Annotated in this window: 24 protein-coding genes and 2 tRNA genes; 19 read left to right on the top strand and 7 right to left on the bottom strand. The window is 44.4% G+C overall.

Annotated elements, in window-relative coordinates:
* The first annotated feature begins 35 nt into the window (after positions 1-35).
* Entirely contained in the window at positions 36-1019 is a 984-nt protein-coding gene (locus NZ875_07295) for a M42 family metallopeptidase (protein ID MCS7175542.1), read from the top strand.
* A 13-nt stretch (positions 1020-1032) separates the two neighbouring features.
* Positions 1033-1761, top strand: coding sequence for a sulfite exporter TauE/SafE family protein (locus NZ875_07290; GenBank protein MCS7175541.1), 729 nt, complete (start codon positions 1033-1035; stop codon positions 1759-1761).
* Here NZ875_07290 and NZ875_07285 read toward each other — a convergent pair.
* On the bottom strand, positions 1749-2987 hold the full coding sequence (locus NZ875_07285; protein MCS7175540.1) for an MFS transporter: 1239 nt from the start codon (positions 2985-2987) through the stop codon (positions 1749-1751). The genes NZ875_07290 and NZ875_07285 overlap by 13 nt on opposite strands.
* Before the next feature lie 238 nt (positions 2988-3225).
* Between NZ875_07285 and ffh the strand changes: the two genes are divergently transcribed.
* The 15 genes from ffh (at position 3226) to NZ875_07210 (ending at position 15228) form a co-directional block, all read left to right on the top strand.
* The gene (ffh, locus tag NZ875_07280) at positions 3226-4527 is read left to right on the top strand and encodes a signal recognition particle protein (protein ID MCS7175539.1); all 1302 of its coding nucleotides are present in this window, start codon (positions 3226-3228) and stop codon (positions 4525-4527) included.
* A gap of 12 nt (positions 4528-4539) precedes the next feature.
* The gene (rpsP, locus tag NZ875_07275; GenBank protein ID MCS7175538.1) at positions 4540-4836 is read left to right on the top strand and encodes a 30S ribosomal protein S16; all 297 of its coding nucleotides are present in this window, start codon (positions 4540-4542) and stop codon (positions 4834-4836) included.
* On the top strand, positions 4820-5044 hold the full coding sequence (locus NZ875_07270; protein MCS7175537.1) for a KH domain-containing protein: 225 nt from the start codon (positions 4820-4822) through the stop codon (positions 5042-5044). Before rpsP ends, NZ875_07270 begins: the two co-directional genes overlap by 17 nt.
* A complete protein-coding gene (gene rimM, locus NZ875_07265; GenBank protein MCS7175536.1) occupies positions 5041-5544 on the top strand; it encodes a ribosome maturation factor RimM in 504 nt (167 codons plus the stop codon). The genes NZ875_07270 and rimM overlap by 4 nt, the downstream gene beginning before the upstream one ends.
* Positions 5544-6332, top strand: coding sequence for a tRNA (guanosine(37)-N1)-methyltransferase TrmD (trmD, locus tag NZ875_07260; protein ID MCS7175535.1), 789 nt, complete (start codon positions 5544-5546; stop codon positions 6330-6332). The genes rimM and trmD overlap by 1 nt, the downstream gene beginning before the upstream one ends.
* Positions 6274-6840, top strand: coding sequence for an RNA methyltransferase (locus NZ875_07255; protein MCS7175534.1), 567 nt, complete (start codon positions 6274-6276; stop codon positions 6838-6840). The genes trmD and NZ875_07255 overlap by 59 nt, the downstream gene beginning before the upstream one ends.
* A gap of 9 nt (positions 6841-6849) precedes the next feature.
* Positions 6850-7194 (top strand): 50S ribosomal protein L19, encoded by a 345-nt coding sequence (gene rplS / locus NZ875_07250; GenBank protein ID MCS7175533.1) that lies wholly within the window; start codon positions 6850-6852, stop codon positions 7192-7194.
* 5 nt (positions 7195-7199) lie between these two features.
* Positions 7200-8054, top strand: a complete 855-nt coding sequence (gene lepB / locus NZ875_07245) for a signal peptidase I (GenBank protein ID MCS7175532.1) — start codon at positions 7200-7202, stop codon at positions 8052-8054.
* Between the two features lie 38 nt (positions 8055-8092).
* Positions 8093-8716 (top strand): uracil phosphoribosyltransferase, encoded by a 624-nt coding sequence (gene upp / locus NZ875_07240; GenBank protein ID MCS7175531.1) that lies wholly within the window; start codon positions 8093-8095, stop codon positions 8714-8716.
* A gap of 242 nt (positions 8717-8958) precedes the next feature.
* On the top strand, positions 8959-9918 hold the full coding sequence (locus NZ875_07235; protein MCS7175530.1) for a tripartite tricarboxylate transporter substrate binding protein: 960 nt from the start codon (positions 8959-8961) through the stop codon (positions 9916-9918).
* A gap of 48 nt (positions 9919-9966) precedes the next feature.
* Complete coding sequence (locus NZ875_07230; GenBank protein MCS7175529.1) at positions 9967-10416, top strand: tripartite tricarboxylate transporter TctB family protein; 450 nt, start codon at positions 9967-9969, stop codon at positions 10414-10416.
* Between the two features lie 10 nt (positions 10417-10426).
* A complete protein-coding gene (locus tag NZ875_07225; protein ID MCS7175528.1) occupies positions 10427-11920 on the top strand; it encodes a tripartite tricarboxylate transporter permease in 1494 nt (497 codons plus the stop codon).
* Positions 11917-13014: an aminopeptidase P family N-terminal domain-containing protein gene (locus NZ875_07220; GenBank protein ID MCS7175527.1), complete on the top strand. Its 1098-nt coding sequence runs from the start codon at positions 11917-11919 to the stop codon at positions 13012-13014. Before NZ875_07225 ends, NZ875_07220 begins: the two co-directional genes overlap by 4 nt.
* A 13-nt stretch (positions 13015-13027) precedes the next feature.
* Complete coding sequence (locus NZ875_07215; protein MCS7175526.1) at positions 13028-14206, top strand: Gfo/Idh/MocA family oxidoreductase; 1179 nt, start codon at positions 13028-13030, stop codon at positions 14204-14206.
* A 56-nt stretch (positions 14207-14262) separates the two neighbouring features.
* Positions 14263-15228, top strand: a complete 966-nt coding sequence (locus NZ875_07210) for a TRAP transporter substrate-binding protein (protein MCS7175525.1) — start codon at positions 14263-14265, stop codon at positions 15226-15228.
* Positions 15229-15303: 75 nt separating this feature from the next.
* Here the strand turns inward: NZ875_07210 and NZ875_07205 are convergent.
* The 6 genes from NZ875_07205 to rpsF form a co-directional block, all read right to left on the bottom strand.
* A tRNA-Phe gene (locus tag NZ875_07205) sits at positions 15304-15379 on the bottom strand.
* Positions 15380-15387: 8 nt separating this feature from the next.
* Positions 15388-15462: transfer RNA gene (locus NZ875_07200), tRNA-Val, on the bottom strand.
* A 49-nt stretch (positions 15463-15511) separates the two neighbouring features.
* Positions 15512-16450 carry a carbamate kinase gene (gene arcC / locus NZ875_07195; GenBank protein MCS7175524.1) on the bottom strand — a complete coding sequence of 313 codons (939 nt, stop codon included), beginning with the start codon at positions 16448-16450 and terminating at the stop codon, positions 15512-15514.
* A gap of 73 nt (positions 16451-16523) precedes the next feature.
* Complete coding sequence (gene rpsR, locus NZ875_07190; GenBank protein ID MCS7175523.1) at positions 16524-16757, bottom strand: 30S ribosomal protein S18; 234 nt, start codon at positions 16755-16757, stop codon at positions 16524-16526.
* 12 nt (positions 16758-16769) lie between these two features.
* The gene (locus NZ875_07185; GenBank protein MCS7175522.1) at positions 16770-17225 is read right to left on the bottom strand and encodes a single-stranded DNA-binding protein; all 456 of its coding nucleotides are present in this window, start codon (positions 17223-17225) and stop codon (positions 16770-16772) included.
* A gap of 6 nt (positions 17226-17231) precedes the next feature.
* Positions 17232-17576, bottom strand: a complete 345-nt coding sequence (gene rpsF, locus NZ875_07180) for a 30S ribosomal protein S6 (GenBank protein ID MCS7175521.1) — start codon at positions 17574-17576, stop codon at positions 17232-17234.
* 287 nt (positions 17577-17863) lie between these two features.
* Between rpsF and NZ875_07175 the strand changes: the two genes are divergently transcribed.
* Together NZ875_07175 and NZ875_07170 are read left to right on the top strand one after the other, a co-directional pair.
* Positions 17864-18868 carry an ATP-grasp domain-containing protein gene (locus tag NZ875_07175; protein MCS7175520.1) on the top strand — a complete coding sequence of 335 codons (1005 nt, stop codon included), beginning with the start codon at positions 17864-17866 and terminating at the stop codon, positions 18866-18868.
* Positions 18869-18882: 14 nt separating this feature from the next.
* On the top strand, positions 18883-19254 hold the full coding sequence (locus tag NZ875_07170) for a CoA-binding protein (protein MCS7175519.1): 372 nt from the start codon (positions 18883-18885) through the stop codon (positions 19252-19254).
* Positions 19255-19467 lie beyond the last annotated feature (213 nt).

Here is a 19467-nt window from a genome sequence, read left to right as displayed (position 1 = left end):
GAACTTTTTGGTACAATCCTTTTCGAGGTGATAATGTGGACAAACTGGTTGAAAGATTAATCGAGCTTTGCTCCATTCCGGGTGTGTCTGGTAGGGAAGAAAAAGTACGCGACTTTTTGATAGGTCAACTCGATGTGCCGTACAAAGTGGACAATCTGGGCAACTTGATAGTCACTCTCGGTGAGGGTAACGAAACGATAGCGTTGATGGCACACATGGACGAGATTGGACTCGTTGTGACGGGTATCAACTCAGATGGAACTTTGAACTTCAGGAAGATCGGGGGATTCGATGATAAGTTACTCCTCGGTGCCCATCTACAAATCGTTACCGAATTTGGTTCGATCGAAGGTGTGATTGGAGTAACACCCCCGCATTTATCATCCACTCAATCAGCTGAGAATCTCAAGATAGACATAGGTTGTAGAACGAAACAAGAATCCGAATCACTCGGCGTGAAAGCTCTCGATTACGCTGTGTTTAAAAAACATGCGAGTTTTCTTAATCGAGAATTCCTCGCCATGAGATCGCTCGATGATAGATTCGGTTGTCTCGCTCTGTTCGAAGTTCTTAACAAGGTGAAGAACAAAAGGCTCGCGAAAAAAGTGCATTTTGTCTGGACCGTTCAAGAAGAGATAGGCTTGAAGGGTGCGAAAGCTTTCGTCGCCAGACACAACGTCGACGTTTGTTACGCTATCGATTCGTTCGCGTGTTGTTCTACCCTCACAGGTGATATCTCTCCAGGCAATGGGCCAGTTTTAAGGATGCTCGATAACAGTGCTTTTGCAAGTTATGAATTGATGAAAAAAATCCTCATTTTAGCCGAGAAAAACGCTATCCCTGTTCAGGTAGGCGTGACTGGTGGTGGTACAGACGGATCCGTGGCGATGGAATTCGGAGCTCAGATGGTCCCAGTCACATTGGCTGTGAGATATCTTCATTCACCAGCTGAGTACATTTCTCTGAAAGATTTGAAAAACCTGATCGACCTTTTGACTGTTTTAGTAACTGAATCTTAAGGGGGATTGAACCTTGCTGTACTTTCTCGTTTTTCTTTCTGGCATAGCTTCTGGTTTTCTCAACGTTGTTGGTGGTGGGGGTAGTTTGATCACCCTACCACTTCTGACGTTGCTTGGCATGGATCTGAGTGTAGCGAACGGCACAAACAGGATTGCGATTCTCTTGCAAAACATCACAGCAGTGAGGAGTTTTCATAAAGACAGAGTGCTGCCGGTGAAACTCTCCCTCCTCTGTGCGATACCAGCCACCATCGGTTCCATTTTGGGTAGCTATGTGGTGATCAACATTCCACAGTTGCTGTTGAAAAGGATCGTAGGCGTTCTACTTTTAATGATGGCCTTTTTCATTGTTGCGAAACCTTCCATGTGGACTGGTAATCAAAAGGTGCGTTTCAATGTTCCACTGGTGACATTGATATTTTTTGGGATCGGTTTCTATGGAGGTTTCATACAAGCTGGGGTAGGTTTCTTCTTCGTCTTTTTCACTGCCATCCTCCTTGGGCTTGATTTGGTGCGAAACAACGCATTGAAGGTCTTCATCGTACTTTTGTACACACCCTTTTCATTGCTCATCTTCCTCCTGAATGGGAAGGTTCAAATTTTGGCTGGACTCGTTTTAGGCATCGGAAGCATGGTGGGTGCTTGGTTTGGAGCTAAATTTGCAGTCAAAAAAGGCATTGATTGGTTGAGATACATTCTGCTGGCAAGCGTGATTGTGAGCGGTGTAAGTTATCTGATCTGAGGGAGATCCTCTAGGTCGATTTGCAAAGCTTTGATACTTTTTCTCGCCAAGAAATATGCAATCATTGCAGAAGCGAGTACACCATATGTATTCCTTATACCAATTTTGTTGCCCAAAAGGCCGAACAGAAAAGTACCAACGGGTGAACCTCCATTGTTGATCAAAGCGTAGAGCGACATAGTCCTACCTTTCATGTTCGCCGGTGAAAGGTATTGAGTCCTCGTATTAGCGGTGTTGAAAAAGATCGTTTGTGAAGCTCCGTTCACGAATGACATCACGAAAGCAGCAGGAGGATACATGAACGAAACCAGTGTGCTCAAGCCTATCCAAAGTATCAAATATTCTTCCCTGAATTTGACGACTGTATCCACTTCAAGTGAACCAGCAAGCATTGCCCCAACCAACGCTCCAAGGCCCATGGACCCCATGATCAACCCGTAACCTACGAGCCCTGTTTTCACAGCGCTCTTTGCGAACGCTTGCATGAGCATGCTGTATGGCATCCCGAAAACGGCATAAATTGTTGAGGATAAGAAGGTTACCAGTAATACCTTGTGGGATGCGATATAAACAACCCCTGCACGCATGTCAGTAAAGAAATTTCGCTCAGGTTGTTGAACGTTAGCTTTTTCACCTTTGATGAAAAACAATGAGACTATGAGTGGTAAGAAGGTGATCGCATTGATTAGAAAACCAAAGCTCATACCTTTGTATTCAACGATGAACCCAGCTATGGATGGACCTATCATTCTGGCGAAATTGAATATCATTGCGTGTAATGCAAGTGCGTTTGATAACAAGCTTCGTGGTACTATGGTCCCAATGAAAGTGTTTCGCGAAGGTAAATAGAACGCCTGGGAGATCCCCATGACCAAGCTAAGGAAAAGCAACTGAAGGGCACTGAGAACACCTTTATGAACCAAGTAAGCCATCAAAGTTGCATTCAATGCATCAGCTATTTGTGTGAACAGTAAAACATTCTTGGGACCAAACCAGTCTATCATAACACCGCACACTGGAGAGAGTATCACCGTCGGTAGACCTTTCAGGAAGGCAACCAAACCTATGAACCCTGCAGCTTCGTTTTCTGAAAATAGGTTGACGGCAACCCAACCCCTGAGCGTTGTATCGATCCAAGTTCCAATCAGTGAAACACTCTGGGGTAACCAAAACAACAGATAGTTTCTGTTCCTAAGCGCTCTGAATGGATTTGAATACTTCGCCATGCGAACAAATTTATACAGCACATAAGTTAACTTAGAACACTCAAAAAGTTGAACACTCGTTGAAAAAATCTCGGATCGGTTTGTGATACATTCATGATATTTTCTTTTCAATTAAAATAACACACACATTCATCGTTCAACACTTGTAACATAATTGAGCTTTAACCGTATCGAAAAAGCTTCGTGCGTTAATTGATTTCTTACCGACGGTAGCGTAATATGAGTAAAGGTGTTGCTGATGTTCGAAAATCTTCAGGAAAAACTATCGAAGGTTTTCAGGGCGATAACTGGTCAAGGAAGGTTAACAGAGAAAAACATCAGTGAAGCGGTGAAGCAGGTGAAGTTGTCCCTGCTCGAAGCTGATGTGAACTATAAAGTGGTCAAAGATTTCATAGAAACCGTTAAACAGAAAGCCCTCGGCGAAGAGGTGCTCAAGAGTTTCACTCCGGATCAGCAATTCATCAAAATTGTCAGAGATGAACTCATAAACATAATGGGACGTACGAATGTTCCATTGCAGTTGAAGCACCATCCAGCTGTCGTTATGCTCGTAGGACTTCAAGGTAGTGGAAAGACCACCACTGCCGGTAAGTTGGCTTTGTATTTGAGAAAATCTGGTAGAAGTCCTTTGCTCGTTGCTGCAGATACTTATAGACCTGCTGCGATAGATCAGCTTGAAAAGCTTGGTAAGAACATAAATGTGCCAGTCTTCTGTGGAGATAGGAAGAATGCTTTGAAGATCGTCAAGGATGCACTGAAAGTTGCCGAAGATCTTCATTGCAACGTACTTGTGCTTGACACCGCTGGTAGACTCCACATAGATGAAGAGATGATGAAGGAACTTGAAGATATAAAGGCGATGATGGATCCAGACGAGATACTCATGGTCGTCGATGCGATGGTTGGTCAAGATGCTGTGAATTCGGCTTCGGAGTTCGATAAAAGACTTTCATTGACTGGTTTCATTGTGACGAAGCTGGATGGAGATGCTCGTGGAGGTGTCATTCTTTCGATAAGTTATGTTACAGGGAAGCCCATCAAATTCATTGGTGTGGGTGAGAAGCTCGACGCTTTTGAACCATTCTATCCGGACAGAATCGCAGGTAGAATCCTTGGTCTTGGAGACATACTGAGTCTCATAGAAAAAGTTGAGAAAGAACTCGACAGGGAAAAGATGGAAGTTACAGCTAAGAAGTTATTGCAATCTCAGTTCACACTTGAAGATTTTCGTGAGCAACTCAGAGAACTTAAAAAACTTGGGCCACTCGCTTCAATAGTGGAGATGCTACCTGGTGCCCCCAAGATCGATGTAGAAGCGAGTGAGAAGGAACTCAAGAAGATCGAAGCAATCATCAATTCCATGACGCCAGAGGAAAGAAGAAATCCGAGGATCTTGAATGCGAGCAGAAAACTTAGGATTGCAAAAGGTAGTGGCACAACTGTACAAGACATCAACAAACTTTTGAAATCTTATGAGCAGATGAGAGAACTCGTGCAAAAATTGAAGCACGGAAAGTTGAAATTGCCTTTTGGGCTTTGAGGAGGTGTTCGCGTGGTAAGGATCAGATTAACGAGGCTTGGAAAGCGGAACATGCCATTCTACAGGATAGTGGTCGTTGATTCGAGAAAAAAAAGAGATGGTGCTTACATCGAGTCGCTGGGTTATTACAACCCACTCCGCGCACCGGCGGATATAAAGGTAAATGTTGAGAGAGCCGTCGAGTGGATCCTGAAAGGTGCGCAACCGAGTGACACGGTGAGGGATATACTCAGTAGAGCGGGCGTGCTGAAGAAGGTGCACGAGATCAAGTATGGCAAGAGAGAGGCAACAAATGAAACAAGTTCTTGAGCACATAGTGAAAGGTATAGTTAAACATCCTGAAGAAGTCATAATCGTCGAATTCAACGAAGCCACAGGCAAAGTGTTTGAGATCGTTGTGAACGAGGAAGACGTAGGCCAAGTCATAGGAAAGGACGGCAGGACGATCAAGTCACTGAAAGTTCTCATGTCTGCACTGTTCGACACCGAAGATTTCACCTTGAGGGTGGTAAGGTGAATGAATATATTGTGATCGGAAAGATCACAAAAACACATGGTTTATTTGGAAACGTGAAGGTTGTTCCAATGACCAATGTGGAAGAGATCTTTCTCAATTTGAAAGAAGTCTTCGTAAAGGACGAGACACGCAACGGCATTTACAGAGTCAACGTTCAAAAAGTCAAGAAGATTGGCAAGAATTATTTGTTAAAAATCGCTGGTATAGACAGTCTGGAGAAAGCTAAAAAAATCATTGGTATGCAACTTTTACTCAAGACGGAGGAGCTACCGAAGCTTTCATCCGACGAGTATTACTTCTACCAGCTTTTGAACGTTGATGTGTACAGCGAAGCAGGTGAGAAACTCGGCAGAGTGATCGACATTATAGAAACCGGTTCAAACGACGTTGTTGTTGTGAAGACGAAAGATGGAGAGATTCTCATTCCAATGGTGAAGGAATACGTGGTGAGCTTCGAACCGGAAAGAAAGCTCGTGGTGAAACTTTCGGAGTGGATGTAATGAGGATAATCGTAGCGACGATCTTTCCAGATTTTGTGAAGGTTGTCAAAGAATATGGAGTAATAGCACAAGCCATAGAAAAAGGAAAATTAGACATTCAAATACTCAACCTTCGTGATTTCACACACGATAAACACCGTATCGTCGACGATTATCCTTACGGTGGTGGACCTGGCATGGTCATGAAACCGGAACCTTTTTTTGAATTGCATGATTATTGCGGGCGAACGTTTGGGGAAATCTATACCGTATTGACATCACCTCAAGGAGTCACGTTGAACAACAAGCTTGCAATGGAGCTATCGAAAAAGAAAAATCTTTTGATATTGTGTGGAAGGTACGAGGGTGTTGACGAAAGAGTGAAGAATCTAGTAGATCTGGAAATTTCGATAGGAGATTACGTGCTCAGTGGGGGAGAACTTGCAGCGATGGTCATTTGTGATGCAGTGAGCAGGTTTGTCCCAGGAGTAGTTGAAGAAGAGTCTGTGAAACGAGATTCCTTTTACAACGACTTGTTGGATCATCCACATTACACCAGACCTGCTGAGTATAGAGGCATGCGAGTACCTGACGTTCTGCTTAGTGGAGATCATGAAATGGTGGAACTGTGGAGAACGGCTGAAAGTTTGAAGCTGACAGCTTTGAGAAGACCTGATCTGTTTCTCTCAAGGGAATTTTCAACACAGGAAAAGAAAGCTTTGGTTTGGCTCTTACAGGAGTTGGTGAGGTATGTTGAGCGACGTCAGGATAGCCCTGATCCATTATCCGGTTCTGGGAAAAGATGGTAAGATAATCTCCAGCGCGGTGACGAACCTCGACATACACGATATAGCCAGAACTGCGAGGAGCTATGGGATCAAAAAGTATTACGTTGTGACGAACTTGCCGGCACAGCAAGAAGTGGTCAAAGCGGTGCTGAAGTACTGGGTGGATGGTATCGGAAAAGAACAAAATATCAGTCGAACAGAGGCACTACAGTTAGTTGAATTGAAGTCTTACATCGAGGACGTCATCGAAACAATCGAGGCAGAAACAAATAAAAAACCGTTGATGTTCTTCACTTCTGCTAAGAAGAGGAACAACAGCATCAGTTATGAAGAGGGAAGAGAGATCGTAAGGTCCACTGATAGGCCTGTGCTTGTGCTTTTTGGAACGAGCTGGGGTATGCCACAAGAGTTGCTCGACATGTGTGACTACGTTTTGGAGCCTGTCCGAGCGAGATCTGATTACAATCATCTCTCAGTGAGGGCGGCTGCCGCAATAATCATAGACAGATTGATAGGAGAGGAGGTATGAATCGTGAGCATGGACAACTTCGTGAGGTTGATCGAGAAAAGTGAATACAGGAAACTTCCTGAGTTCAGAACTGGTGACACCGTTAAAGTTCATGTTAAAGTTGTTGAGGCTGGTAAGGAAAGAACACAAGTTTTTGAAGGGATCGTCATCAGAATCAGAGGTTCTGGGTTGAGCAAAACGTTCACAGTTCGTAAGATTGCCAGTGGAGGCATAGGAGTTGAAAGAACTTTCCCGTACCATTCACCGGTTGTTGAGAAAGTTGAAGTGGTCAAGAGAGCAGAGACAAGGAGAGCAAAACTTTACTATTTGCGTGATGTGAGAGGGAAGATCAAGTTGAAGGAAAAAAGAGAGTGACGTTCATGGACAGGGACAAATTGAGGAAATACGCATTGGACTGGTTGAAATCTTTGGCCTATGCAATCGTCGCGGCAACGATTGTGAGACTTTATGTGTTCGAAACCATGCTTGTTCCAACAGGTTCGATGATACCCACCATAAACATTGGTGATCGCTTGTTCATTGAGAAGATAACTTATACCGTCAAAGAACCACAGATCGGAGACATCGTTGTATTCTGGGCTCCGTTCATAGACGAGCGCGCTCTCACGATGCTCAGACCTTTCGATAAGTTCATGGATCTGTTCGCTCCCAGCAGGTTCAGAGGCAGGGTGAAGTACGTCAAACGATTGGTCGGTAAGGAAGGCGATGTGCTACAAATAAAACTCGCAGATGATGGCAAGTATCATCTCTATGTGAACGGCAAGTTGAACGAAAAGTTGAAGGATATCGTTTATGCACCTGAGGGCATATTCAAATATCCTGAACTTTTGAATTGGTTCGTTGAGGCGAGTAGATTGAGAAACAACCAAACGGCGTATCGACAGTATCTGCAGAAACTCGCACAGAAAGATGTTTACGCTGCGAACCTTGTGTTTTCAGTCGTTGGAGGGATGTACCCTGTACCTTTGGGTGTACCGTTCGACCGCACATTCTCGGAAATCTACAAGAATGTTGATTTGAGTAAATACATCAGGGTAACACCTGATGGCATCGAAGTTGAGGTCCCAAAGGGCTTTTACTTCTTCATGGGAGACAACAGCAATGACAGTTTTGACAGTCGCTATTTCGGTTTCGTGCCAAAAGACCACCTCATCGGAAAACCTATATTGCGTATATGGCCATTGAAAGATTTTGGACCGGTACAAGGGAGCTGAATGCTCCCTTTTATTTTGTCCTTGGGAGGGTTTAAACTATGTTTCATGTAGTGGAGCATCCACTCATAAAACATAAGCTTACGATCATGAGGAGTAAAGCAACAGGTCCAAAAGAGTTCAGAGAGCTTCTCAGAGAAATAACCTTTTTATTGGCTTACGAGGCTACTAGGAACATAGAAACGTTGGAGATCGAAGTCGAAACGCCTTTGGAAAAAACGAAAGGCTATGCGATCGAGGACAAAAAAATGGTTGTGGTACCGATACTCAGGGCAGGTCTTGGAATGGTGGACAGCATCCTGGAGTTAATGCCGAACGCATCGGTTGGTCATATCGGAATCTACAGAGATCCAGAAACCCTTAGGCCCGTTCAGTATTACTGCAAGTTACCGAAAATAGATGACAAGAGTGTCATTTTTCTTCTAGACCCTATGCTCGCGACAGGATTCTCAGCATTACATTCTGTGGACATATTGAAAGAACGAGGTGCAAGGAACATTGTCGTGGTCTGTCTCATAGCTGCACCTGAAGGAGTACAGGTGATCGAGAATCATCATCCAGATGTGGCTATCTACGCAGCTTCACTTGACAGACAACTGAACGATCATGGTTATATCCTGCCTGGGTTGGGCGACGCCGGAGACAGGCTCTACAGAACAAAGTGATTTGTCTTCAATCAATCTTTGTTTCTCTTTTGTGTAAACTACACGAAACTATCTTGTAATCACATTACATGCACGTTTTCTGGTTTTACGGGATAAAATTTTTTTGACAAGTTTTGGAAGTCCATTTACGAAAAAAATCAGAAAAAACTTTTTCTATGTGACTGGTAAGTATCACTGGGTTCATCAAGTAGATAGCAAGGTTTGGAAAAAATATTCATACTCGAAGGTGAGGAGGTGTTCGTATGAAACTGAAGATGTTACTGGTAATGGTCCTTTTTAGCGTTCTTGCGTTCTCACAAGTCAATTTTCCCACAAGACCTGTGACTATCATTGTACCTTGGTCCGCTGGTGGTGCAACGGATTTACTCTTCAGAGCGATCGCTTCAGTATTTCCAAAATATGCAAATGGTCATCCTCTGATTGTCAACAACATACCTAGTGCGGGTGCTGTGACTGGAACGATGGAATTCCTCAAAGCACAACCAGACGGTTATACCTTGCTTTCCTTAGCTACCCCGATCATTACGAGGATCCACTGGAGCGAAGTGAAGTTCACTGTGGATGACTTCATACCAGTGATCAACATAGTGAACGATCCTAGTTATATCCTTGTCAATGCGAACTCGCCCTACAAAACACTTGAGGATCTTTTGAATGCGGCACGCAAGAAACCTGAAACCATCACGATGGGTAACGGTGGTGCTGGCGGTGGTAACCATCTGGTGGCTCTAGCTTTCGAAGATTTCGTAGGTGTGAAATTTATTCATGTACCTTACAATGGTGGTGCGCCTGCAATCACTGACCTTGTGGCTGGCCATATAGATTCAGTGATGGCAGCTGCCCCAGAAGGGGTACCACAAGTTCAAGCTGGTCAACTCAGAGTTTTGGCTGTGCTTGGAACGCAAAGGTTGAGCATCTTTCCAGATGTACCGACTGCGAAGGAACTTGGTTATAACTTCACGCTGGGAATGTGGAGAGGTGTGGCAGTACAGAAGGGAACTCCACCCGAGATAGTACAAGCATTGCATGATATTTTCTATAAGTGTATGAACGATTCTGAGTTCTTGGCCAAAGTTAAAGAAATGGGTAACATCCTTCATTACATGGATACTGTCAGCTACACAAAGTTCGTTAGAGAACAGAACGCTTTCTGGGAGATGCTCATGAAAACAAAGAAGGTTGGAGAGAAATACGGAAAATGAGAAACTTCCCCGCCCTGTTCAAGGGGCGGGGTTTTCAGGTGAGTTGATATGTCTAAAAAAATCGATTTGGCTTCAGGTTTGATTTTCTTAGTCGTTGGTTTGACCTTTTTTCTGAACACGATTGGCATGAAAAAGCCCCGATTGGGACTCGGTTCAGCAGGCTTTCCAAGATTGGTCACGGTGTGTTTGATTCTTTGTGCCATCGTCTTGATCGTGAAAACTCTTTTTGCAAAAAGGAAGGATGAACGTACCATTAAAATTAGTCGTTCTTTCGTTTTGAGCCTTCTGGGTTGTGTTGTTTTGTTCACTTTGTATGCCTATCTACTCAGAAAACTTGGCTTTTTGATCTTAACATCGCTTTTCCTGTTTTTCTCGATGTATCTCTTTGGTTCCAGGAGGTACATAACGAATGCTGTGTTGAGCGTTGTGACGTCTTTAGTTCTTTACTACGTGTTCACTACAGTTTTCAAAGTACCACTACCGAGGTTTTCCCCGTGAGGTGTGTAAGATGATCAATTATTGGGTAGAAGGATTGAAAATAGCTGTTCAACCATCAAATCTTTTGATAATGTTGATAGGTGTTGCGAGTGGCATCGTTGTTGGAGCACTCCCCGGTGTGACATCTTCTATGGGTATCATTCTACTACTTCCTTTCACCTACTATATGAAACCAGAAACCGCTCTATTACTTCTCACGGGTATGTACTGTGCTTCAATGTTTGGTGGCTCAATCTCAGCTATTCTGTTGAAAACACCCGGCACACCTTCTGCAGCAGCAACGGCAATAGATGGTTATCCGTTGGCTAGACAGGGTAAAGCAGGTAAAGCAATTTCTGCCGCATTGATAGGCTCTGTGGTGGGAGGACTTGCGAGTGGAATATGCATGGTTCTTTTGGCTCCGCTGCTGGCTAAGTTTGCTCTGAGATTCGGACCACCGGAGTACTTTTCACTCGCAGTCTTTGGCTTAACCATAATCGCGAGTGTGTCAGGAAAGGATCTAGTCAAAGGTTTGATCGCAGGTCTTATAGGTCTTCTGCTTTCACTCATAGGAATAGACAACATCACTGGTTCACAGCGATTGACACTAGGTATAGATTTGCTCGCCAACGGTTTTGACTTCCTACCGGTCATGATAGGCGTCTTTGCAGTTTCTGAAGTTTTAGATAGGCTTGAAAAAAAGAGCGAACAAGTTCCCATCACGACTTCATTAGGTAACCTATTTCTCACACTGGATGAATTGAAAAGTTTGATTGTTCCAATGATTGTGGGTATCATCATTGGCACTCTGATAGGCGTTCTACCTGGCACTGGTGGTACGATTGCAACCTTCCTAGCTTACAATGAGTTGAGAAGATGGTCTAAGAATAAGGAAAAGTTCGGTCAAGGTGCACTCGAAGGTGTCGCGGTTTGTGAAACAGCCAACAATGCGGTCACTGGGGGAGCCATGGTTCCCACGCTGTCACTCGGAGTACCTGGCGACGCTGTCACCGCAGTGATGCTCGGTGCTTTTGTGCTCATTGGTGTTCGCCCTGGTCCACTCATGTTCACCCAACAACCAAAGGTTGTGTACTCTTTCTTTGCAGGATGGTTCATCATTCAGTTCATGATGCTCCTTGTTGGGTTCATCTCAATTTTGTTAGCACCTAATATCCTGAAAATCAAAGACGAGATACTCATGCCCATAGTTCTAGTCTTGTGCATCATAGGATCTTTCTCCCTGAGAAACAGCATATACGATGTTGGAGTCGCATTGTGTTTCGGTGTGTTAGGTTACCTCATGAGGAAAGCTGGCTTTCCCATGCCGCCGTTGGTACTCGGCCTCATCCTTGGTCCCATGGCCGAGCAAAATCTCAACAGAACCCTGTTGATCGCTAAAAATGACTGGACTATTTTGCTTAGAAGACCTATTTCGCTCGCACTTTTGCTGGCTGCAATAGCTTCAGTCGCGTTCTCTCTAATTGGAATCTATCGGACTTCGAAGAGGGGGACCGTGAAATCATGACTAGGCTTGAAGAAGTGAAGATCAAGCTTGAACGCGTCAGAAAGTTCATGGACGGAAAAGGTTTATCTGGAATGCTGATTAAAAAGCAACCGAATTTTTCTTGGATCACAGCTGGTGGTCTCAACATGGTTGGCATTGCAACCGAGATGGGTGTGACCTCAGTGCTCGTGACTAAGGATAATTGTTACTTGATCGCCAACAAGATTGAAGCTCCGAGAATGAAGGATGAGGAAATAGACGGATTGGGTTTTGAAGTTGTTTCCCATGAGTGGTACGAGAACAGAGAGCTTGAGATCGTCAAGAAGATCGCCGGAGAAAAAGTTGGGTGTGACAGCCCTATACCGGGTTTGATTCATGTTGAAGGTGAATTCAATGAACTCAGATACGAATTGACTGAGTCAGAGATCGAACGGTACTTGTACCTCGGTGAAAAGCTTTCTAGGGCTTTGGAAAGTGTTCTTTTGTTCACAAAACCAGGCGATGTCGAGGCAGAAATAGCGGGTAGAATCAGTGCAGAACTTTGGAAGTACAGGATAGATCCTACAGGGTTCATGGTTGCTGCAGACGACCGAGCGAGGCTCTATAGACATCCTATACCGACTATGAAGAAGGTAGAAAGATTGGTCATGGTTTCCGTCAATGCGAGATACAAAGGTTTGATCACCACGGTGACACGCATGGTTCACTTCGGTGAACCACCAAAACAATTGATGAAACAGTATGAAGAGAACGTTGAGATCGAATGTATCATGATATCTCGAACGAAGATCGGAGAGAAGATGAATCTACCTGTGCTTGCAGCGATAGAAGAATACAAAAAACGTGGTTATCACGATGAGTGGAAGTTGCACCATCAAGGTGGACCAATGGGGTACTACGCGAGAGACATCAGAGTCACACCGGATTGTCAGCAGATCGTGAGAAAGAATCAAGCGTTTTGTTGGAATCCCACGATCAGTGGTACTAAATCTGAAGATGGTTTCATCGTCACTGAATCTGGCCTGCTGATGATCACCAAACCATTCGTTTTTCCAAGATTAGAACTGAAAGTGAATGGTGTTCACTTCATTAGACCAGGCATGCTCATTCTGTGAGGGGGTTATACGCGTGAAAAAGGTTCGAATCGGAATCGTAGGAGCTGGTTTCATAGCCAAAATACATATGGCTGCCTTCCGGGAAAATCATCAAATCGTCGACGTAGTCGGAGTATGCTCTGGGCACAGAGAAAACGCTGAGAGGTTCGCTAGAGAGTATGGAATACCCCGTGTATTTGACAATTTCGAACAACTTTGTGCGAGCTCGGAGATCGATGTTGTTGATGTTTGCACACCGACGAACTTGCATGATGCCGTGATAATCTGTGCTGCTGATAATCATAAGCATATCATTTGCGAAAAACCATTGACAGGCTATTTCGGAGAGGATAAACCAGGCGTTGAAGATGTTGGTTTGCTGTCAAAGGCGCACATGTTCGAAAAAGTGAAAGAGAAGATCAGTCTGTTGGAGGAAAAAATCAACAAATCTGGTAGCAAGTTCATGTATGCCGAAAATTGGGTATATGCACCGGCCGTTGAAAAAATGAAGCGGATGATGAAGGTCTCCGACATGGTTGTGTTCGAGTTGCGCGCTGAGTGTAGCCATTCAGGTTCTCAAGCGGCTTACTCACGAAGATGGAAAACCTCCGGTGGGGGAAGTTTAATGCGCCTGGGTTCGCACCCAATCGCTACTGTGATTCATTTGAAACATTATGAAGGCTTCATGAGGGACGGCAAGCCTATAAAACCAGTGGCGGTGCTGGCGAGCGTCGGCAATGTGACCAAGATGAAAACGCTGCAGGGGAAACCTTGTTACGTGGTTAGTTCCTGGCACGATGTCGAGGATTGGTCAGTTGTTGTTCTTGAGTTCGAGGATGGTTCTAGGTCGGTGGTTTTTTCGACCGATGTGAGTCTGGGGGGTGTGAAAAACAGAATAGAACTTTTTGGTTCCAAAGGTATGATAATCGCCAACATTACACCCAACAATTCTATGGTGGCTTTCGCACCGAATGAAAATGTTTGGGGTGATGAGTACATCAGCGAAAAGCTCGAGACCAAAGCTGGTTACACTTTTCCTTCGCCAGACGAGTTCTGGACGAGGGGTTATCCACAGGAAATGAAAGACTTTGCATGTGCTGTTCTGGAGGGTAAAGATGTTTTGAGTGGTTTCCAACTTGCAAAAGAAACGATGTTGGTGATGTATGCGGCTTATGTTTCGGCAGAGCTTGGCAAGAAGATTTTCATTGAATGATGTGAGAGGTGTATCGCAAGGGAGAATCTTCAAATTTCTGATAGGGGGTGTTGGCTGTGAGGAAATTTTTTGCATTGGCACTGGTTTTGGTTATCGTCACGGGATTGTTCGGATTTCAAATTGTTTTGAAGGCGACGACGCCTTTCCAAGAAGGACACATCTTGGCAGAGGCCATGAAGAGATTCAAGGAAAAGATCGAAGCAGCGACGAATGGTACGATTTTGGTGGAGCTACAGATCGGGAAGGTTTCAGAAGAAGAAGCTAACAATCAGTGTTCCAAGGGCATCGTGGATATGCAGTTCACAGGTGGTCGTCCAGTAGAAGTTTTCGCTCCACAGTATTTCTTCGTTAATGCACCGTTTGTGATCAGAGATTATGAACATTTCTTGAGAGTTTGGAATGGTCCCATCGGTGAAAAAGCTAAGGCGCTGATAGCTGAGAAAGGAAACATGGTCTGTTTGGGGACGGTCTATCGTGGTTACAGGCAAATGACAGCGAACAAGCCAATACGTGGTCCTGAGGACATTAAAGGATTGAAGCTCAGACTGCCAGTGGTTCCAACGTGGGTCAAGATCTGGGAAGCCATCGGTGCGACGGCTGTACCTGTGCCATTGACGGAGCTCTATCAAGCCCTCAAAGAAGGAAGAGCGGAAGCTTCCGAAGGTGATGTCACACAGATTTCTTCGTTCAAACTCTACGAAGTTCAATCCTATTTGATCATAACGAACCATCAATGTGGTGTCGGTTGGATCACAATGAATAAAGCTGCCTACGACAGATTAACTGCTGAAGAAAAGAAGCTCGTACATCAAATCATGGATGAAGTGTGCACCTGGGCTACAGAAAAATTGAAAGCGAGTGAGGGAGATATCATCAAATTCTTGCAGGAAAAAGGCATGAAGCTGATTCAACTCGATGAAACAGCATTAAAATCGATCAGGGATCTAGCAGCACCAGCAGTTGAAGAACTCTTCAAGACCACTTGGCCAGTCACAACTTGGGCTGAAGTATTGAAGCAATGAACAAAGTTTGAATCAAAAAGCCCGGCTTCAACGCCGGGCTTTTTGTTGTCAATAACGAATGTCTAGAAAAACTCTTGGTGGCCAGGGGCGGAATCGAACCGCCGACACCTGGATTTTCAGTCCAGTGCTCTACCAACTGAGCTACCTGGCCACTTCTTTTGGTGGGTGCGGCAGGACTCGAACCTACGACCTTCTGCTCGTAAGGCAGACGCTCTTCCTCTGAGCTACGCACCCACCGCTCCTTCATTAATATACCACAGATAATCTTCTTTGAGAAGACCTTTCAACCATAGACCACTTTCGTTCCAGTCAGACCAATCAGAGCTTCCTTCAGTTTTTTCATATCCGTTATCAAGCAGGTTCTTTTTGTTGCTGTGACAAAATCTATTGCAGCCTCTATCTTCGGTCCCATACTTCCTGCTGGGAAGTGTCCTTCTTTGAGATATTTTTCAGCTTCTTGAACTGTCAAAGTGTCCAATAACACTTGGTTGGGTTTTCCATAATTCAACGCCACTTTTTCAACACCAGTGAGAATGATCAACTCTTGAGCGTCAATTTCTATCGCCAATAAGGCACTGGCTCTATCTTTGTCTATGACAGCCTCTACGCCTTTGAGTGAACCGTTGTCTCTGATCACAGGAATACCACCACCACCTGCCGCGACAACTATCACATCATTTCTCAAAAGCATTTTTATGATTTCTTTCTCAACTATGTCCAGCGGCTTCGGTGAAGGAACGACTCTCCGCCACCCTCTACCTGCGTCTTCTTTCATGATCCAGCCTTTTTCGTTCATCAACTTTCTTGCTTCTTCTTCTGTGTAAAACGGTCCGATAGGTTTTGAGGGTTTCTTAAATGCTTCATCGTTCCTGTCAACGATTATCTGTGTTATGATAGCTGCAACTTCTCTTTTGATTTGTTTTTTCTCCAGCTGGTTCCTCAAGGATTGAACGATCATGTAACCAAGGCTACCCTGGGTTTGAGCGTCGTTGACATCTATTGGGAAAGGTGGTATCAAATCCTTAGCCATCTCCTGTTGAATCAGTATGTTACCTACTTGTGGACCGTTACCGTGAGTGATGACGATGTCGTACTCGTCCAACATTTCAACCAAATAGCTCATGGCCTCTTCGATCGCGCTGAACATGTTTTCTGCGGTTGGTTTCTCTCCAGGTCTGTTCACAGCGTTTCCACCAATCGCAACCACGGCAAGTTTCTTCATATCTGTCCCTCCCCTAAAAACGAGCGGAGGGACACGAAGTCCCTCCAACGAATTTCTAAAAAATTTTGAAGATTCACATCTTGATGTAGGGCAAAAGTGCCATGTGCCTAGCGCGCTTTATGGCAACTTTCACCATTCTTTGGTGTTTCGCACAATTACCGTTCACACGTTTCGGTATGATTTTTGCCTTTTCATTCAAAAATTCGCTGAGCAATCTGATATCTTTGTAATCGACATATTCGACTCCCATCTCACAAAGCTTACACCTTTTGACCTTCTTTTTTCTCCTTCTCTTTTGTTGTTCCACACCGACACCTCCTCAAAAGGGTGGTTTATCGTCGTCCTCACTATCTGTTTGGTCCTCCAAGCCGAACATTTCGTCTGGATTCACGATGGGCTCTTCAATAGTTCTTTCGATCCCTTCTTCAACAACTTCTTCCGGAGTGACAGATTTTTTCTCCATGAACCTGATATCTCTTGCCCATATTTCAGGTGTTGTCATGTTTGTTCCATCGCGAGACTGCCATTTGTTTATCCTCAGTTCACCTTCGATCAAGACCAATTGGCCTTTTTTCAAATACAATCTGGCAAAATCCGCCAATTTGTTGAATGCCACTATTCTGATGAAATCGGTAACTCTTTGACTATCAGAAGATCTCGTCGGTCTATCAACGGCGAGCACAAAGGAAGTCACAGCCGAACCTGTGGTAGTCATACGTGTCTCTGGATCCCTCGTGAGCCGACCAACCAAGATCACCTTGTTGTAATACGGCACGACGTATTACTCCTTCTGCTCAGCTGAACTAGGCTGTAATTCCTTCTTTTCTTTCTTCTCGAGATCTTCTCTTCTGAAAGTTTGCCAACGAATGATTTGGGGTGTCACACGGTAAAATTCTTCGAGTTTGTTCACATTCGATGGTTCCGCGCTGAAGATTATTACCGTGTAGTCTCCTTCCGTTTGGTGCGTGATGGGGTAAGCGAGTTTTCTTAAACCCCACCTGTTCATTTCTCTGATTTTGCCTGCCACACGCTCGTTGATCACGTTCTTGACCTTTTCCACGAAAGTCTCACGTTCCTGTTCACTCAACCGTGGATCGATGATGAACATGGTTTCATAGATCCTCATCCATTTACCTCCTCCCTCGGCCTTCCGGTCTTACCATCCACTGTTTGGCAAGACGGGAGTTTCTCCTTATAATCTACCATAAGTTTTCGCGCCACGTCATTATACACACTACAGAATCGTATGTCAACTAAATGTGTGTGAAGTTTTTTATGGGAGCTGGTTCATAGGGATTTTCGAAAGAGCATCATCGATCATTCTTCTACAAAAAGTCAACAGATCATTCCAGTTCTGAAAAACTCCGTTACGTCATTTTGCGTGATAATGTAACTGAAGATATTCCTTCGGAGGTGGTCTTTACGAAAGTTGGTTTAGCGTACAACGTGCAGCGTGGTGTAAGACCAGATGTGGAAGACTGGGAAGCAGAATACGACTCAATGGAAGTTGTTATGGATATCAAGCAATCCATCGAAAGTGGAGGGCACGAAGTTATCCTCATGGAAGCGATACCTGAGAAGTTCATACCCACTCTCCTCAGTGAAAAGATCGACATTGTCTATAACTTTGCGGAAGGCACATTCGGAAGAGCAAGAGAAGCGCAAGTTCCAGCTATTCTCAGTTTCTATGGGATTCCTTACACAGGTTCTGATGCTACCACGCTGGCCATATGTCTCGACAAAGCTTTGACGAAACAAGTGCTTTTGACCAAGGATGTGCGTACCCCCAGGTTTCAAGTGATACGCTCCGTGGATGAAAAATTGAGAAAGAACATGAGATTTCCTTTGATACTGAAATTGAATGCCGAAGGTTCTTCGAAAGGTATTTCTGACACGGGCTTGGTTCACGACGTAGTTGAGTACAAAAGGGAAATCGAAAGGCTTTTCACCACGTACAACGAACCTGTACTCGTCGAAGAGTACATCAAAGGAAGAGAGTTCACGATAGGTGTCCTGCAGGAAGGTGAAAAATATAGAGTTTTACCGATCATGGAGATACACTTCAAACATGGTAAGGAGTTCTACAGTTACAAGGTGAAGAAAAACTCAGATTACTACGTTGATTACACTTGTCCTGCGAAGATAGATCCTGCGCTCGAAAGAAAGCTCACGAACATGGCAATTAAGGTCTGTAAGACGCTCGATATAAAAGACGTCGCTCGTATAGACCTTAGGGTCTCGCAAGAAGATGGAAACGCATATTTCTTGGAGATCAACCCTTTGCCTGGTATGGTTAGAGGTTTTTCAGATTTGCCGAGGATTGCTGAAGCTGCTGGGTTCACGTACGAAGAACTGGTTCTACATATTCTTGAGAATGCCATGAAGAGATACGGAATCAGTAAAGCTATTTATGTGTAGCTGGGGGTGGAAAATTGGATCTGAGTGGTGTTAGAAAGATTGCGGTTGTAGGCGCCAGTGAGGATAGGAGAAAATACGGCAACAAAATCGTTCGAGACTTATCTTTGAAGGGTTTTGAAGTTTATCCAGTCAATCCCAAAGCTGAGTCGATCGAAGGGATCAAGACTTACAGGGATATAGAAGAACTTCCTAAGGATGTGGATTTGATAGTGCTAGTCGTTCCACCCGAGATCGGCATACAAGTAGTGGAGAAAGCTATTAGGTTGGGGTTCAAACGCTTGTGGTTCCAGCCCGGGGCAGGTTCAAAGCAGATAGAGGATCTTCTTAAAAACAACGGTATTGAATATTCCTTTGGTCGATGCATAATGGTTGAAACGAGCTTTTAAGTTGTATCCACATCGATGAAACCTGAGGTACTAGTGAAGCTTTTAAGCGTGCCTTACTCGATCTACAAAGGTTTGTTTGAACTAATGATACCTTTGATTGATCTGATGTTTACTCGTTATTGTCTTGAAGTCTGAGCCGCCAGAATATTTCTGGCTCGGAATATTTGGTTTGACTGTTATATCATCTCTGTCCCGTGGCAATGTGTTGAAAGG

It is taken from the genome of Pseudothermotoga sp., from assembly GCA_025060105.1.
Lineage (GTDB): Bacteria > Thermotogota > Thermotogae > Thermotogales > DSM-5069 > Pseudothermotoga_A.
This window is presented reverse-complemented; position numbering and strand designations above follow the sequence as displayed.

Coding starts and splice junctions, on each gene's coding strand:
- NZ875_07285 (MCS7175540.1), bottom strand. CDS start 2,987: ATGGCGAAGTATTCAAATCCATTCAGAGCGCTTAGGAACAGAAACTAT.
- ffh (MCS7175539.1), top strand. CDS start 3,226: ATGTTCGAAAATCTTCAGGAAAAACTATCGAAGGTTTTCAGGGCGATA.
- NZ875_07270 (MCS7175537.1), top strand. CDS start 4,820: ATGAAACAAGTTCTTGAGCACATAGTGAAAGGTATAGTTAAACATCCT.
- trmD (MCS7175535.1), top strand. CDS start 5,544: ATGAGGATAATCGTAGCGACGATCTTTCCAGATTTTGTGAAGGTTGTC.
- NZ875_07255 (MCS7175534.1), top strand. CDS start 6,274: ATGTTGAGCGACGTCAGGATAGCCCTGATCCATTATCCGGTTCTGGGA.
- rplS (MCS7175533.1), top strand. CDS start 6,850: ATGGACAACTTCGTGAGGTTGATCGAGAAAAGTGAATACAGGAAACTT.
- lepB (MCS7175532.1), top strand. CDS start 7,200: ATGGACAGGGACAAATTGAGGAAATACGCATTGGACTGGTTGAAATCT.
- upp (MCS7175531.1), top strand. CDS start 8,093: ATGTTTCATGTAGTGGAGCATCCACTCATAAAACATAAGCTTACGATC.
- NZ875_07235 (MCS7175530.1), top strand. CDS start 8,959: ATGAAACTGAAGATGTTACTGGTAATGGTCCTTTTTAGCGTTCTTGCG.
- NZ875_07230 (MCS7175529.1), top strand. CDS start 9,967: ATGTCTAAAAAAATCGATTTGGCTTCAGGTTTGATTTTCTTAGTCGTT.
- NZ875_07225 (MCS7175528.1), top strand. CDS start 10,427: ATGATCAATTATTGGGTAGAAGGATTGAAAATAGCTGTTCAACCATCA.
- NZ875_07220 (MCS7175527.1), top strand. CDS start 11,917: ATGACTAGGCTTGAAGAAGTGAAGATCAAGCTTGAACGCGTCAGAAAG.
- arcC (MCS7175524.1), bottom strand. CDS start 16,450: ATGAAGAAACTTGCCGTGGTTGCGATTGGTGGAAACGCTGTGAACAGA.
- rpsF (MCS7175521.1), bottom strand. CDS start 17,576: ATGAGGATCTATGAAACCATGTTCATCATCGATCCACGGTTGAGTGAA.